We start from the raw sequence: 15,952 nt of genomic DNA, 5'->3' as shown, positions 1-15,952 counted from the left end.
AGTTGATAATTTCATATTTTTTTAAACTAAGGAAACATTTTAATTCAAAAAATGTTTAAGCTTTTTTAAATAATTTTTTAATATTTTATATTATTAATTCATCAAAAAAAGATAAAAAAACATCATTTTTTATCTTTTTTTTGTATATAATTATTATTAATAGTAATTTTAATTATTACTATTTATTATTAATTAATTGTTATGTTTTTTTTGTTCATTTTTTATTAAATTTAATTTTATTTTAATATAAATAAAATAGGTAGGTAATTTAATATATTATGGCAAATGACGCGACATCTCAAAAAAAATCAAGAGTTTTATTAATAATAGGTTTAATAATTATATTATTTTTTTTAAGTTTTTTTATTTGGCAAATGTTAAGCAAAGAAGAAACGTCAACAAAAGAAGAAAAAGGGACAACTTCAATTTCTTCAGAAACAGACAATAATAAATCTCAGATAAACGATAAACAACAAAACATCCAAGAATCTTACGATAAAGCGACTAATGAAGCGGATTTTTTTCGAAAAATTATTTTAGATGCCGAAACGCAAAAATGTTTTTATAAAATCTTAAATTTAAATGCCAAATTAGAAGAAGATTTTAAAATGAATACAAAAGATATTTTAAATTTACTTAAAGATAAGCCGATTTCTTTCGCTTTAAAAAATACAGAATTGCAACCGAATTCTCATATTAATTTATTTAAAGAAACATCATTATCAGAAGGATCAGGAACAGAACAAAATTTATATGATTTTAAAGATAAACCAAATTTAAAATTAAAAATTAATAAAAAACGAAGTCTTTGGGGTGAGAAAACATATATTCAAGTACAATTATTATCTAATGCAGAATTATTATTATTAAATGATTTTCTTGATACAGATAACCCAAAAATTAATTTAGTGACTACAAATTTAACATTGTACAAAGATAAAGTTTAAAAAAATAAAAAAATGATAAAAACCATTTTTTATTATAATAAATCAATTTAAAATAAAATTTATTTTTTTATTTTTCTAATTTTTAAATTATTTTAGATAAATTCATAAATTTTTTTGGATATTTTAATTTAAAAAAAATAATAAAAAAAGACTATAGAATATGAATAATCTTTTATTGTTGTGTGTTGAATTTTATAGAACTAAAATCATTATATAACAGCTAAATTTAACAAAATCAAGAATATGTTTAGACGAATTATTCTTAATAGAAATTTTGATACGAATTTTAAATATATTTAATTATTATTAGATTTTTTTAAGTTTTGTTTTAAGATTTTCAATTTACATATAATATTTTTATTTTTTAAATACAAATATTATATTAATTTTAAATATTTAATTATAAAATAAAAAAGAGTTATTTAGATAATAACTCTTTTTGCTTATTATTTTTTTACTTATTTTAATAAATATTTAATGAATGGCAGGGATATCAGGATTCGAACCCGAACAAGCGGTTTTGGAGACCGTTATGCTACCGTTGACATCATATCCCTTTTTCAAAAATAATATTGGTACGGGTGACAGGACTTGAACCTGCACGCTAAAAGCGCTAGATCCTAAGTCTAGTGCGTCTGCCATTCCGCCACACCCGCTCTTTATAAAAAAAAAAAAAATAAAATTTGGCAGGCCCAGCTGGATTCGAACCAACGAATGACGGAGTCAAAGTCCGTTGCCTTACCACTTGGCTATGAGCCTTTATATTGATAAAATATATTTATATAAAATTAATAATTAAATAATTGGGGCGGTTGATGGGAATCGAACCCACGCATAGCGGCGCCACAAGCCACGGCGTTAACCACTTCGCCACAACCGCCATTATATCTATTAAAAATATAGAATTATATACTATACATTATATATTATATATAACTATATTTTAATTTTATAAATTAATTATAGCATTTTTTTTAACAAAATACAACATTTATTATTATACATTATTTTGGGCTATTATTAAAATTAAAAATTCTTTTATATAATAAAATAATTATTGAAATTTTTAAAAAAAATGCTATAATAAAAATGCACTTATTTGAGAATGAATTTTTTTGAGTGATTTCGTTCGATAATAAGTTTTTTAATGAATAAGATTTATACAAAAAGAAAAATTAATATATTTATCGAGAGGAGATAAGCAAAATGTCTGTCGTTGAATTAATTAATAGAAATCAAGATTTATTAGAAAATTTATTTGAAGATTTTAAAAATGATTCTTTTTTTAATACTTCTAATTTTTTGATGAAATCTGATATCAAAGAATATAATGATCACTATGTTTTAATAACTGAAATTCCGGGTTTTAAAAAAGAAGAAATTAAAATTTCTTTAGAAAATGGTTATTTAATTTTAGAAGCTTTTCCTTCAAAAAAAGAGGAAACAAAAAAAGAGTTTAATTACCTTAAAAAAGAAAGAATAACAGGTATAATTAGACGTAGTTTTAATTTAGGAGAAAATTTTAACATTAAAGATATTCAAGGTCATTTAGAAAATGGTTTATTAATTTTAAAAATTAATAAAAAAAGAGAAGAAACAAAACCTAAAGAATATTTAGAATTGAAATAATTTAAAAAAATAAAAAATCAAATATTATTATAATATTTGATTTTTTTTTGGATCAAAAATAAAATAAAATTAATTAGTTAATTTTATATTTTCTTTTTTTTGTTTACCTATTAAAAAATTTTTAACAAAATTTATATCTTGAGGGTTTATATATAAAACATTTTTGTCAGAATCATAATAAGACTTATCATTCATCATTTTATTTAACATTAATAATTGAACATTTTCAAAATCTGAAATTTTTTCAAATATTTTATTTAAACTTTCTGGAATTTGATTTTTAACAAAATCATTTTCTTCTGTAGAATTATCTTTTTCTGAAAAATTATTATCGTAATTTTTAGAAAAATTTTCTTTTCTATTTTTGTCTATAATTTCGTTATTTTGTATTCTTTGCATTTCTTTTTCTAAAAAAAAGATTTTTTGCTCTAATTTATGTATTTCTAACTTATCTTCCAATTTATTTTGATATATTTGCTGATTCATTTCCAAACGTAATAAACTATTTTCTTGATGTCGATTATTATTTTCTTTTTGTTTCATTTCTAAAATTTTTAATTCAATTAAACTTAAATTTTCATTTTGTGAAGGATGATTATTACTTATTGAAATGTTAGATGGTTCAGAAAAATCATTATCTTTAGTTTGTGTATTCTTTTTTGGATTTAAATTTTTTATTAAAAAATTACAATTACATTTGATAATAAAAAATAATATTTGGCATAATTTTATTATTAAAATTAAAATAGGACCAATTAATAGAACAAATGTTATAGTAAATAACAGCCAATGTGATGTTATAAAAGGCACAATTTTTTCTGAAAATATTTCAAACAATATCAACACTTCTCCTTTTTTATATATATTAAATAATCGAAATTTATTTAATATAAAAATAGTTTATATTTTTCAATTATTTTTTGAAATTTTATTATTGATAATAAAAAATGATATTTTATAAAAAAATATAATATACATTATAATTATAACATATAAATAAATTATGATAAATTTGTTGAAATTTATTGAAATAAAAAAAATTTATTTTTTAAAAAAAATTAAAAAAAGTATGGATGAATAAAATGAATTTTGAAAATATAAAAAAATTTAGAAATGGTTTTAAAGAATTTATAATTAAAGGAGATATTATTAAATTAATTGTTGCTTTTATTATGGGGCAATTATTTACTAAAGTTATTAGTTCTTTGTCGACAGATATCATAATGCCACCTATAAATTTATTATTAAACCGACATTCTATTAGAGATTGGAAAATAAATTTAAATAATAATATTTCAATTAATTATGGTAATTTTCTTCAAAATTTATTTGAATTTTTTTTAGTTTCTCTTGTAATATATACAATATTAATTTATATTTATCAAAAAATTGTAAAAACAAATGATTCGAGTACACAATCGAATTTACAAAAAAAAGAAATATATGCGACAACAGAATTATTAGAATTAGAGAAAGAAAAAATACAAATTTTAAAAGAAATTCAAAAAAAAATAAGTGAACAAAAATAATTTTTTTATTTTTTTTCACTTAAATTAAAAAACATTAAATATTTATTTATATTGAAACATTTAGATACAATCCGAAACCTTTAGATCCTAAATGAATAGCAATTATTGGAGAAATAGGCCCATAAATAGAGATTTTTATATTAGGATCATTTAATTTTTCGATTTCTTTTTTTAATTCTTGCATATAAACATCGTCTTCGACATATAACATTTTTACTTCAACAAGTTTATTGACTAAATTTTTAAAATTCAAGATGCATTTTATTAAATAAAGAAAACAATTTTTCCAAATTCGAACATTTTTTTCAATAGTGATGATTCCTTGTTGAAATCTTAAAATAGGTTTTATTTTGAATAAACTGCCCAAAAGAAATTTAAATTTACTAATTCTTTTGCTAATAACTAATTGTTTTAGATTATCTAAAGAAAAATAAAAACTACCTAACTTTTGTTCTTCGATAACTTTATCAAAAATTTCTTTGTAACTTAAGTTAGTATTATAGACATATTCATAAATTTTATTTAGAGTGAAAACAAATCCTGGCCCTAAACTACCTGTATCAATAACTGTAATATTTTCATTATTTACGATTTTTTTAGCTTTATAAGCGCTATTAAAAGTCCCGCTTAATTTTTGGGATATTGTTAAACATACTACATGTTCATAACCTGCATTTAATTGTTTTTCGAAAGCTTGCACAAATAATTGTGGACTTGGTTGACTTGTAGTAATTTGTCTTTTTTGTTTCAAACAATCTAAAAAAAATCTATTATCTGATTTTCCTGAGTATTCTTTGCCATCTAAAATAATAGATAAAGGGACGATGCAAATATCAGATGAAAAAGGTAAATTTATATTATCTCCTATAGTAGAATCTATTACAAAACCTATTTTTTTCTTTTTTTTTATACTCATATTGTATAAAACTCCTTCATTGCTATAACAAAAAAATATAAAAAAATTAAAATATGAAAGTAATTAAATATTCTTTTATTTGATTAGCGTCTTTCATTTGCAACATGATACTTTCTAAAGCGATCGAAATATTACCAGTTTCTTCTGAAACTACAATAGTCATACTATCAGTGTTTTCGCTAATACCTAAAGCAGCACGATGTCTAGAACCTGTTGTTTTTTGAAAACATTGACCCTCAGATAACATAAAATAAGCGCCAGCGGATAAAATCCTATTTCCTCTAATTATAACTGCTCCGTCATGTAACGGAGTATTAGGGATAAAAATATTCATTAATAATTCTTTCGAAATATGAGCGTCAATTAAAATTGATTTTTTAGCAAATTGTTCTAAAGAATTGTGTTTTTCAATAGTAATTAAAGCGCCTATTTTTTTTTGAGACATTTCTAAAATTGCTTCTAAAATTTGTTCTTGTGTATTACGATTCACTAGGATGAATTTTTTATTTTTATTGCGTAATTTATGCAAATTATTAAAAAAAATTCTTAAATTAGGAGCTCTGATAATAATAGGAGATAATAAAATAAAATTTATTAAAGGAATTTTGATATCGCAATCTATGTATTCTACCAATAATTTATATAATTTAGATTGGATCAAAAAACTAAATAAAATAAATCCAAAAATAAAAAAATAAATAATTTTAAAAAATTCATTTTTATCAATAAAAAAAATTCTAAAAGAAATATAAATCACAAATAAACATAAAAAGAATAAAATAATAAATTTAATCCAATTCATATTTCTAAATGCCTTTTTCCGAATTGTTTCGTATTTTGATATTTTTAAATAAATATATAATGATAAATAGATGTAAAAAAATCATTATAATAAAAAAATTTATTTGCGATTATAATAAATGAAAATTACTTTAAAAATTAAAATAAAATATTTTTCGAATGAAATAAAAAAATCATTATATTAAAAAAATCAAAATATTCTGTTTATTTTATTTTTTTAATAAATTATTTAATATATTTTATTAATTTATTTCTATTTTTAATAATAATTAAGGGATTATTAAAAATAGAAATTTTTAAAAAATTAATAATTTTAAATAAGTATTAAAATTATTAATTTTTTTAAGTTATACAAAAAATATTTAATATTTTTATTTAGTATAATATTCGACAATTAATTGTTCATTAATATCTGTTAAAAATTCACTTCTTCTTGGGTATCTAACATATTTACCAGTTAAATTTTTTTCATCTAAACAAATATATTCGAATTTTTTATTAGATTTGTTTTCTAAAGCAAAATTAATAATTTTTAAATTTTTAGATTTTTCTTTCACAGAAATTTGTTGTCCAGGTTTGACACAATAAGAACAAATATCTACTTTTTTAGAATCTACCAAAATATGACCATGTGAAATTAATTGTTTTGATTGTGCTCTTGTGTTGGCCAAATTTAAACGATAAACAATATTATCTAAACGTGATTCTAACGAAATTAAAAAATTTTCGCCATGAGCGCCTTTTAATTTAGCAGAATTATAAAAAAATCTTTTGAATTGTTTTTCTGAAATACCATAGACAAAACGAACTTTTTGTTTTTCTTTTAATTGAATACTAAAATTACCTTTATCTTTTTTTTTCTATTTTTGATTAAACTATTATTTTTCGTTACTAATTCTTTTCCTGTTTCAGATAAAGAATATTCAAGACGACGTGAAACTTTCCAACTTGGATTTGTATAACGAGACATTTTTAAATAAAACCCCTTACTTAAAATTTATATAAATTATTTATGAGTGATAATATATTATATCAAAAAAACAAAAATTAACGAAAAATACTTCATTTTAATAAGTAATAATATATTATTTGAAATTAAATTTTAATATTTAAAAAAAATATTTATTATGGTCATCTTTTATATTATAAAATAAAAAAACCTAGAATCAATAAATTTTTACATTAATTATTGTAAATATTTAAAATTAGTTACTTAAAAAACGATTTCGAACATAAAATAATTAAAAAACAGCATCTATCTATCATTATATAATATAAAACGTCGATGCAATAAATAAGTTTAATAATTACACTTATTAAACTTATTTTTGGGATATATAAATAAAATTTTATTTTTTTTCTAATTTAAATTTTTGTAATTCTTTTTGAACTAAATGATTTACTTTATCATTTACAAAAAGAATATTATTATTTCTTTTAAGGTGTGTTTTTTTACTACAATTTTTTAAAATAATAATTTTTAAATCTTTAATATTAGTTTTTTTGAGGAATCTTCTAATTTTATTTTCTTTTTCTTGTTTTTTCATTTTAATACAAATCTCACTATATATAATTGTCGAATATTAATATATTAATTAAAAATTTTTGCTTTATATTATTATTTTAAAGCAAAAAATATAATTTTAATGTAAATATATGTAAATGAAAAATTATGAATTGAATTTTTTTTAAATATTTAAATTCAATCCGAAGATTTATTTTCATATTGAAAAGATATTTTTGAAATGTATTGTTTTAAGATAAATTAAAATTATGGGAGTTAAATTTGAATTTAAAAAAATTACTTTTCTTTTTTAATTTTTTTTGACAAATTAAAATAAAACTAGGAATTTTATTATAACTATTATAAATAGAAGCTAAAAATAAGACACTTTAAATACAAAAATATTAATATTTTATCATTTTTTAATATTTTTGTTTTGTTAAAAATTAAGATTTAAAATTTATTTTTTTGATAATTTTTTTTATTTAATTAGATTATATTTTTGAGATAAAATAAAAAAACCAAATTGTTTATTTTTTATAAACGATTTGGTTTTAAATTTTGGTTTTTTTTTTTTTTAATGATATATTTTATCATTTATAATATGTTTTTTAAAAATTAAAAATTTAAAAATAAAAAAGACTTAAAAGTCTTTTTTATTTAGATGCTTGGTTTTTTTTGCGAATGGCAAATATGACTGATATAATCACAATTATTGAAATTGTTAATGTTATCCAGAACCATGGTTCTTTATAAACTGGTTTATCTTCTTTTGTTTGTGGTTGTGGTTGAACAGTAAATTGAACTTCTACTTCACCTTTATAACTATCAGATGTAATTTTAGCTTTTGTATCTTCTATTGATGTAGCTTGAATATTTTTGTTTTGTAAATTAGCATTTTGTTGTTTAACTTTAGCTTCAATAGTTGATTTTTCTTTATCTACAATTTCACCTAAGTTTGTATTTTTTAAATCAGTAGATAATTCTGGTTGAACAGTAAATTGAACTTCTACTTCACCTTTATAACTATCAGATGTAATTTTAGCTTTTGTATCTTCTATTGATGTAGCTTGAATATTTTTGTTTTGTAAATTAGCATTTTGTTGTTTAACTTTAGCTTCAATAGTTGATTTTTCTTTATCTACAATTTCACCTAAGTTTGTATTTTTTAAATCAGTAGATAATTCTGGTTGAACAGTAAATTGAACTTCTACTTCACCTTTATAACTATCAGATGTAATTTTAGCTTTTGTATCTTTTATTGATGTAGCTTGAATATTTTTGTTTTGTAAATTAGCATTTTGTTGTTTAACTTTAGCTTCAATAGTTGATTTTTCTTTATCTACAATTTCACCTAAGTTTGTATTTTTTAAATCAGTAGATAATTCTGGTTGAACAGTAAATTGAACTTCTACTTCACCTTTATAACTATCAGATGTAATTTTAGCTTTTGTATCTTTTATTGATGTAGCTTGAATATTTTTGTTTTGTAAATTAGCATTTTGTTGTTTAACTTTAGCTTCAATAGTTGATTTTTCTTTATCTACAATTTCACCTAAGTTTGTATTTTTTAAATCAGTAGATAATTCTGGTTGAACAGTAAATTGAACTTCTACTTCACCTTTATAACTATCAGATGTAATTTTAGCTTTTGTATCTTTTATTGATGTAGCTTGAATATTTTTGTTTTGTAAATTAGCATTTTGTTGTTTAACTTTAGCTTCAATAGTTGATTTTTCTTTATCTACAATTTCACCTAAGTTTGTATTTTTTAAATCAGTAGATAATTCTGGTTGAACAGTAAATTGAACTTCTACTTCACCTTTATAACTATCAGATGTAATTTTAGCTTTTGTATCTTCTATTGATGTAGCTTGAATATTTTTGTTTTGTAAATTAGCATTTTGTTGTTTAACTTTAGCTTCAATAGTTGATTTTTCTTTATCTACAATTTCACCTAAGTTTGTATTTTTTAAATCAGTAGATAATTCTGGTCGAACAGTAAATTGAACTTCTACTTCACCTTTATAACTATCAGATGTAATTTTAGCTTTTGTATCTTCTATTGATGTAGCTTGAATATTTTTGTTTTGTAAATTAGCATTTGTTGTTTAACTTTAGCTTCAATAGTTGATTTTTCTTTATCTACAATTTCACCTAAGTTTGTATTTTTTAAATCAGTAGATAATTCTGGTCGAACAGTAAATTGAACTTCTACTTCACCTTTATAACTATCAGATGTAATTTTAGCTTTTGTATCTTTTATTGATGTAGCTTGAATATTTTTGTTTTGTAAATTAGCATTTTGTTGTTTAACTTTAGCTTCAATAGTTGATTTTTCTTTATCTACAATTTCACCTAAGTTTGTATTTTTTAAATCAGTAGATAATTCTGGTTGAACAGTAAATTGAACTTCTACTTCACCTTTATAACTATCAGATGTAATTTTAGCTTTTGTATCTTCTATTGATGTAGCTTGAATATTTTTGTTTTGTAAATTAGCATTTTGTTGTTTAACTTTAGCTTCAATAGTTGATTTTTCTTTATCTACAATTTCACCTAAGTTTGTATTTTTTAAATCAGTAGATAATTCTGGTCGAACAGTAAATTGAACTTCTACTTCACCTTTATAACTATCAGATGTAATTTTAGCTTTTGTATCTTTTATTGATGTAGCTTGAATATTTTTGTTTTGTAAATTAGCATTTTGTTGTTTAACTTTAGCTTCAATAGTTGATTTTTCTTTATCTACAATTTCACCTAAGTTTGTATTTTTTAAATCAGTAGATAATTCTGGTTGAACAGTAAATTGAACTTCTACTTCACCTTTATAACTATCAGATGTAATTTTAGCTTTTGTATCTTTTATTGATGTAGCTTGAATATTTTTGTTTTGTAAATTAGCATTTTGTTGTTTAACTTTAGCTTCAATAGTTGATTTTTCTTTATCTACAATTTCACCTAAGTTTGTATTTTTTAAATCAGTAGATAATTCTGGTTGAACAGTAAATTGAACTTCTACTTCACCTTTATAACTATCAGATGTAATTTTAGCTTTTGTATCTTCTATTGATGTAGCTTGAATATTTTTGTTTTGTAAATTAGCATTTTGTTGTTTAACTTTAGCTTCAATAGTTGATTTTTCTTTATCTACAATTTCACCTAAGTTTGTATTTTTTAAATCAGTAGATAATTCTGGTCGAACAGTAAATTGAACTTCTACTTCACCTTTATAACTATCAGATGTAATTTTAGCTTTTGTATCTTCTATTGATGTAGCTTGAATATTTTTGTTTTGTAAATTAGCATTTTGTTGTTTAACTTTAGCTTCAATAGTTGATTTTTCTTTATCTACAATTTCACCTAAGTTTGTATTTTTTAAATCAGTAGATAATTCTGGTCGAACAGTAAATTGAACTTCTACTTCACCTTTATAACTATCAGATGTAATTTTAGCTTTTGTATCTTCTATTGATGTAGCTTGAATATTTTTGTTTTGTAAATTAGCATTTTGTTGTTTAACTTTAGCTTCAATAGTTGATTTTTCTTTATCTACAATTTCACCTAAGTTTGTATTTTTTAAATCAGTAGATAATTCTGGTCGAACAGTAAATTGAACTTCTACTTCACCTTTATAACTATCAGATGTAATTTTAGCTTTTGTATCTTCTATTGATGTAGCTTGAATATTTTTGTTTTGTAAATTAGCATTTTGTTGTTTAACTTTAGCTTCAATAGTTGATTTTTCTTTATCTACAATTTCACCTAAGTTTGTATTTTTTAAATCAGTAGATAATTCTGGTTGAACAGTAAATTGAACTTCTACTTCACCTTTATAACTATCAGATGTAATTTTAGCTTTTGTATCTTTTATTGATGTAGCTTGAATATTTTTGTTTTGTAAATTAGCATTTTGTTGTTTAACTTTAGCTTCAATAGTTGATTTTTCTTTATCTACAATTTCACCTAAGTTTGTATTTTTTAAATCAGTAGATAATTCTGGTTGAACAGTAAATTGAACTTCTACTTCACCTTTATAACTATCAGATGTAATTTTAGCTTTTGTATCTTTTATTGATGTAGCTTGAATATTTTTGTTTTGTAAATTAGCATTTTGTTGTTTAACTTTAGCTTCAATAGTTGATTTTTCTTTATCTACAATTTCACCTAAGTTTGTATTTTTTAAATCAGTAGATAATTCTGGTCGAACAGTAAATTGAACTTCTACTTCACCTTTATAACTATCAGATGTAATTTTAGCTTTTGTATCTTTTATTGATGTAGCTTGAATATTTTTGTTTTGTAAATTAGCATTTTGTTGTTTAACTTTAGCTTCAATAGTTGATTTTTCTTTATCTACAATTTCACCTAAGTTTGTATTTTTTAAATCAGTAGATAATTCTGGTCGAACAGTAAATTGAACTTCTACTTCACCTTTATAACTATCAGATGTAATTTTAGCTTTTGTATCTTCTATTGATGTAGCTTGAATATTTTTGTTTTGTAAATTAGCATTTTGTTGTTTAACTTTAGCTTCAATAGTTGATTTTTCTTTATCTACAATTTCACCTAAGTTTGTATTTTTTAAATCAGTAGATAATTCTGGTCGAACAGTAAATTGAACTTCTACTTCACCTTTATAACTATCAGATGTAATTTTAGCTTTTGTATCTTCTATTGATGTAGCTTGAATATTTTTGTTTTGTAAATTAGCATTTTGTTGTTTAACTTTAGCTTCAATAGTTGATTTTTCTTTATCTACAATTTCACCTAAGTTTGTATTTTTTAAATCAGTAGATAATTCTGGTCGAACAGTAAATTGAACTTCTACTTCACCTTTATAACTATCAGATGTAATTTTAGCTTTTGTATCTTCTATTGATGTAGCTTGAATATTTTTGTTTTGTAAATTAGCATTTTGTTGTTTAACTTTAGCTTCAATAGTTGATTTTTCTTTATCTACAATTTCACCTAAGTTTGTATTTTTTAAATCAGTAGATAATTCTGGTCGAACAGTAAATTGAACTTCTACTTCACCTTTATAACTATCAGATGTAATTTTAGCTTTTGTATCTTTTATTGATGTAGCTTGAATATTTTTGTTTTGTAAATTAGCATTTTGTTGTTTAACTTTAGCTTCAATAGTTGATTTTTCTTTATCTACAATTTCACCTAAGTTTGTATTTTTTAAATCAGTAGATAATTCTGGTCGAACAGTAAATTGAACTTCTACTTCACCTTTATAACTATCAGATGTAATTTTAGCTTTTGTATCTTCTATTGATGTAGCTTGAATATTTTTGTTTTGTAAATTAGCATTTTGTTGTTTAACTTTAGCTTCAATAGTTGATTTTTCTTTATCTACAATTTCACCTAAGTTTGTATTTTTTAAATCAGTAGATAATTCTGGTCGAACAGTAAATTGAACTTCTACTTCACCTTTATAACTATCAGATGTAATTTTAGCTTTTGTATCTTTTATTGATGTAGCTTGAATATTTTTGTTTTGTAAATTAGCATTTTGTTGTTTAACTTTAGCTTCAATAGTTGATTTTTCTTTATCTACAATTTCACCTAAGTTTGTATTTTTTAAATCAGTAGATAATTCTGGTTGAACAGTAAATTGAACTTCTACTTCACCTTTATAACTATCAGATGTAATTTTAGCTTTTGTATCTTCTATTGATGTAGCTTGAATATTTTTGTTTTGTAAATTAGCATTTTGTTGTTTAACTTTAGCTTCAATAGTTGATTTTTCTTTATCTACAATTTCACCTAAGTTTGTATTTTTTAAATCAGTAGATAATTCTGGTTGAACAGTAAATTGAACTTCTACTTCACCTTTATAACTATCAGATGTAATTTTAGCTTTTGTATCTTTTATTGATGTAGCTTGAATATTTTTGTTTTGTAAATTAGCATTTTGTTGTTTAACTTTAGCTTCAATAGTTGATTTTTCTTTATCTACAATTTCACCTAAGTTTGTATTTTTTAAATCAGTAGATAATTCTGGTCGAACAGTAAATTGAACTTCTACTTCACCTTTATAACTATCAGATGTAATTTTAGCTTTTGTATCTTCTATTGATGTAGCTTGAATATTTTTGTTTTGTAAATTAGCATTTTGTTGTTTAACTTTAGCTTCAATAGTTGATTTTTCTTTATCTACAATTTCACCTAAGTTTGTATTTTTTAAATCAGTAGATAATTCTGGTTGAACAGTAAATTGAACTTCTACTTCACCTTTATAACTATCAGATGTAATTTTAGCTTTTGTATCTTTTATTGATGTAGCTTGAATATTTTTGTTTTGTAAATTAGCATTTTGTTGTTTAACTTTAGCTTCAATAGTTGATTTTTCTTTATCTACAATTTCACCTAAGTTTGTATTTTTTAAATCAGTAGATAATTCTGGTTGAACAGTAAATTGAACTTCTACTTCACCTTTATAACTATCAGATGTAATTTTAGCTTTTGTATCTTTTATTGATGTAGCTTGAATATTTTTGTTTTGTAAATTAGCATTTTGTTGTTTAACTTTAGCTTCAATAGTTGATTTTTCTTTATCTACAATTTCACCTAAGTTTGTATTTTTTAAATCAGTAGATAATTCTGGTTGAACAGTAAATTGAACTTCTACTTCACCTTTATAACTATCAGATGTAATTTTAGCTTTTGTATCTTTTATTGATGTAGCTTGAATATTTTTGTTTTGTAAATTAGCATTTTGTTGTTTAACTTTAGCTTCAATAGTTGATTTTTCTTTATCTACAATTTCACCTAAGTTTGTATTTTTTAAATCAGTAGATAATTCTGGTCGAACAGTAAATTGAACTTCTACTTCACCTTTATAACTATCAGATGTAATTTTAGCTTTTGTATCTTTTATTGATGTAGCTTGAATATTTTTGTTTTGTAAATTAGCATTTTGTTGTTTAACTTTAGCTTCAATAGTTGATTTTTCTTTATCTACAATTTCACCTAAGTTTGTATTTTTTAAATCAGTAGATAATTCTGGTCGAACAGTAAATTGAACTTCTACTTCACCTTTATAACTATCAGATGTAATTTTAGCTTTTGTATCTTCTATTGATGTAGCTTGAATATTTTTGTTTTGTAAATTAGCATTTTGTTGTTTAACTTTAGCTTCAATAGTTGATTTTTCTTTATCTACAATTTCACCTAAGTTTGTATTTTTTAAATCAGTAGATAATTCTGGTTGAACAGTAAATTGAACTTCTACTTCACCTTTATAACTATCAGATGTAATTTTAGCTTTTGTATCTTCTATTGATGTAGCTTGAATATTTTTGTTTTGTAAATTAGCATTTTGTTGTTTAACTTTAGCTTCAATAGTTGATTTTTCTTTATCTACAATTTCACCTAAGTTTGTATTTTTTAAATCAGTAGATAATTCTGGTCGAACAGTAAATTGAACTTCTACTTCACCTTTATAACTATCAGATGTAATTTTAGCTTTTGTATCTTCTATTGATGTAGCTTGAATATTTTTGTTTTGTAAATTAGCATTTTGTTGTTTAACTTTAGCTTCAATAGTTGATTTTTCTTTATCTACAATTTCACCTAAGTTTGTATTTTTTAAATCAGTAGATAATTCTGGTTGAACAGTAAATTGAACTTCTACTTCACCTTTATAACTATCAGATGTAATTTTAGCTTTTGTATCTTTTATTGATGTAGCTTGAATATTTTTGTTTTGTAAATTAGCATTTTGTTGTTTAACTTTAGCTTCAATAGTTGATTTTTCTTTATCTACAATTTCACCTAAGTTTGTATTTTTTAAATCAGTAGATAATTCTGGTCGAACAGTAAATTGAACTTCTACTTCACCTTTATAACTATCAGATGTAATTTTAGCTTTTGTATCTTCTATTGATGTAGCTTGAATATTTTTGTTTTGTAAATTAGCATTTTGTTGTTTAACTTTAGCTTCAATAGTTGATTTTTCTTTATCTACAATTTCACCTAAGTTTGTATTTTTTAAATCAGTAGATAATTCTGGTTGAACAGTAAATTGAACTTCTACTTCACCTTTATAACTATCAGATGTAATTTTAGCTTTTGTATCTTTTATTGATGTAGCTTGAATATTTTTGTTTTGTAAATTAGCATTTTGTTGTTTAACTTTAGCTTCAATAGTTGATTTTTCTTTATCTACAATTTCACCTAAGTTTGTATTTTTTAAATCAGTAGATAATTCTGGTTGAGTAGGTGAAGGTGGTACATAATAAGGTGCTTTTATTTTTAATTGGCTTGTTTCTGATGTCTTGCGTGCCTCTTCTGTTGTTTTTATATTGTTTATATAATCTTGCGTTGGACCCGCTTGCGTTGAATCTTGCGTTGGACCCGCTTGCGTTGAATCTTGCGTTGGATCCGCTTGCGTTGAATCTTGCGTTGGATCCGCCTGGATATTTATTAAATTATTAAAAAAACAATATCCTAATGTAAAAAATATAATGATAATCGCGTGGAATGTCCGAAAACATATTTTTTTTGTTTGAAGTTTCATATTTTGGTTTTAATACCTTTCTTAATTTCTATTTAAGTTAAAAAAAATTTTAACTTTTAAAATAATAATTTTAAATTTTATTTTAATACCTTTCTT

8 protein-coding genes, 4 tRNA genes and 1 pseudogene are annotated in these 15,952 nt (G+C 22.1%); 3 read left to right on the top strand and 10 right to left on the bottom strand.

Annotated elements, in window-relative coordinates:
- Window positions 1-278 precede the first annotated feature (278 nt).
- A complete protein-coding gene (locus JNO41_RS02175) occupies window positions 279-947 on the top strand; it encodes a hypothetical protein (RefSeq protein ID WP_121464213.1) in 669 nt (222 codons plus the stop codon).
- A gap of 482 nt (window positions 948-1,429) precedes the next feature.
- Here JNO41_RS02175 and JNO41_RS02170 read toward each other — a convergent pair.
- From JNO41_RS02170 to JNO41_RS02155, 4 genes are all read right to left on the bottom strand, one after another.
- Window positions 1,430-1,504: transfer RNA gene (locus tag JNO41_RS02170), tRNA-Trp, on the bottom strand.
- A 16-nt stretch (window positions 1,505-1,520) separates the two neighbouring features.
- Window positions 1,521-1,603 (bottom strand) — tRNA-Leu (locus JNO41_RS02165).
- A 28-nt stretch (window positions 1,604-1,631) separates the two neighbouring features.
- Window positions 1,632-1,706 (bottom strand) — tRNA-Gln (locus tag JNO41_RS02160).
- Between the two features lie 45 nt (window positions 1,707-1,751).
- A tRNA-His gene (locus JNO41_RS02155) sits at window positions 1,752-1,827 on the bottom strand.
- Between the two features lie 326 nt (window positions 1,828-2,153).
- Here JNO41_RS02155 and JNO41_RS02150 point away from each other — a divergent pair.
- Window positions 2,154-2,576 carry an Hsp20/alpha crystallin family protein gene (locus tag JNO41_RS02150; RefSeq protein WP_121464212.1) on the top strand — a complete coding sequence of 141 codons (423 nt, stop codon included), beginning with the start codon at window positions 2,154-2,156 and terminating at the stop codon, window positions 2,574-2,576.
- Between the two features lie 69 nt (window positions 2,577-2,645).
- Here the strand turns inward: JNO41_RS02150 and JNO41_RS02145 are convergent, their stop codons facing one another.
- The gene (locus tag JNO41_RS02145) at window positions 2,646-3,413 is read right to left on the bottom strand and encodes a hypothetical protein (RefSeq protein WP_121464211.1); all 768 of its coding nucleotides are present in this window, start codon (window positions 3,411-3,413) and stop codon (window positions 2,646-2,648) included.
- A gap of 245 nt (window positions 3,414-3,658) precedes the next feature.
- On the opposite strand from JNO41_RS02145, the gene mscL reads away from it, so the two are divergent.
- A complete protein-coding gene (gene mscL, locus JNO41_RS02140) occupies window positions 3,659-4,105 on the top strand; it encodes a large conductance mechanosensitive channel protein MscL (RefSeq protein WP_161554995.1) in 447 nt (148 codons plus the stop codon).
- A 46-nt stretch (window positions 4,106-4,151) separates the two neighbouring features.
- On the opposite strand, the gene JNO41_RS02135 is transcribed toward mscL, so the two are convergent.
- From JNO41_RS02135 to JNO41_RS02115, 5 genes and pseudogenes are all read right to left on the bottom strand, one after another.
- On the bottom strand, window positions 4,152-5,021 hold the full coding sequence (locus tag JNO41_RS02135; protein WP_121464209.1) for a DegV family protein: 870 nt from the start codon (window positions 5,019-5,021) through the stop codon (window positions 4,152-4,154).
- A 46-nt stretch (window positions 5,022-5,067) separates the two neighbouring features.
- On the bottom strand, window positions 5,068-5,823 hold the full coding sequence (locus JNO41_RS02130) for a diadenylate cyclase (protein WP_121464208.1): 756 nt from the start codon (window positions 5,821-5,823) through the stop codon (window positions 5,068-5,070).
- A gap of 370 nt (window positions 5,824-6,193) precedes the next feature.
- A pseudogene (gene rpsD / locus JNO41_RS02125) lies at window positions 6,194-6,792 on the bottom strand (30S ribosomal protein S4).
- Between the two features lie 379 nt (window positions 6,793-7,171).
- Window positions 7,172-7,369, bottom strand: a complete 198-nt coding sequence (locus JNO41_RS02120; protein WP_121464206.1) for a hypothetical protein — start codon at window positions 7,367-7,369, stop codon at window positions 7,172-7,174.
- A gap of 2,019 nt (window positions 7,370-9,388) precedes the next feature.
- The gene (locus tag JNO41_RS02115; protein WP_432729327.1) at window positions 9,389-15,856 is read right to left on the bottom strand and encodes a hypothetical protein; all 6,468 of its coding nucleotides are present in this window, start codon (window positions 15,854-15,856) and stop codon (window positions 9,389-9,391) included.
- Window positions 15,857-15,952: the final 96 nt, after the last annotated feature.

Origin of the sequence: 'Prunus avium' virescence phytoplasma (assembly GCF_050916135.1) — a bacterium.
GTDB classification, from domain to species: Bacteria; Bacillota_I; Bacilli_A; order Acholeplasmatales; family Acholeplasmataceae; genus Phytoplasma; species Phytoplasma ziziphi.
Note: the sequence above shows the minus strand (reverse complement) of the source record. Positions and strands in the feature narration are given on the sequence as shown.

Coding starts and splice junctions, on each gene's coding strand:
- JNO41_RS02175 (WP_121464213.1), top strand. CDS start 279: ATGGCAAATGACGCGACATCTCAAAAAAAATCAAGAGTTTTATTAATA.
- JNO41_RS02150 (WP_121464212.1), top strand. CDS start 2,154: ATGTCTGTCGTTGAATTAATTAATAGAAATCAAGATTTATTAGAAAAT.
- mscL (WP_161554995.1), top strand. CDS start 3,659: ATGAATTTTGAAAATATAAAAAAATTTAGAAATGGTTTTAAAGAATTT.
- JNO41_RS02135 (WP_121464209.1), bottom strand. CDS start 5,021: ATGAGTATAAAAAAAAAGAAAAAAATAGGTTTTGTAATAGATTCTACT.
- JNO41_RS02130 (WP_121464208.1), bottom strand. CDS start 5,823: ATGAATTGGATTAAATTTATTATTTTATTCTTTTTATGTTTATTTGTG.
- JNO41_RS02120 (WP_121464206.1), bottom strand. CDS start 7,369: ATGAAAAAACAAGAAAAAGAAAATAAAATTAGAAGATTCCTCAAAAAA.
- JNO41_RS02115 (WP_432729327.1), bottom strand. CDS start 15,856: ATGAAACTTCAAACAAAAAAAATATGTTTTCGGACATTCCACGCGATT.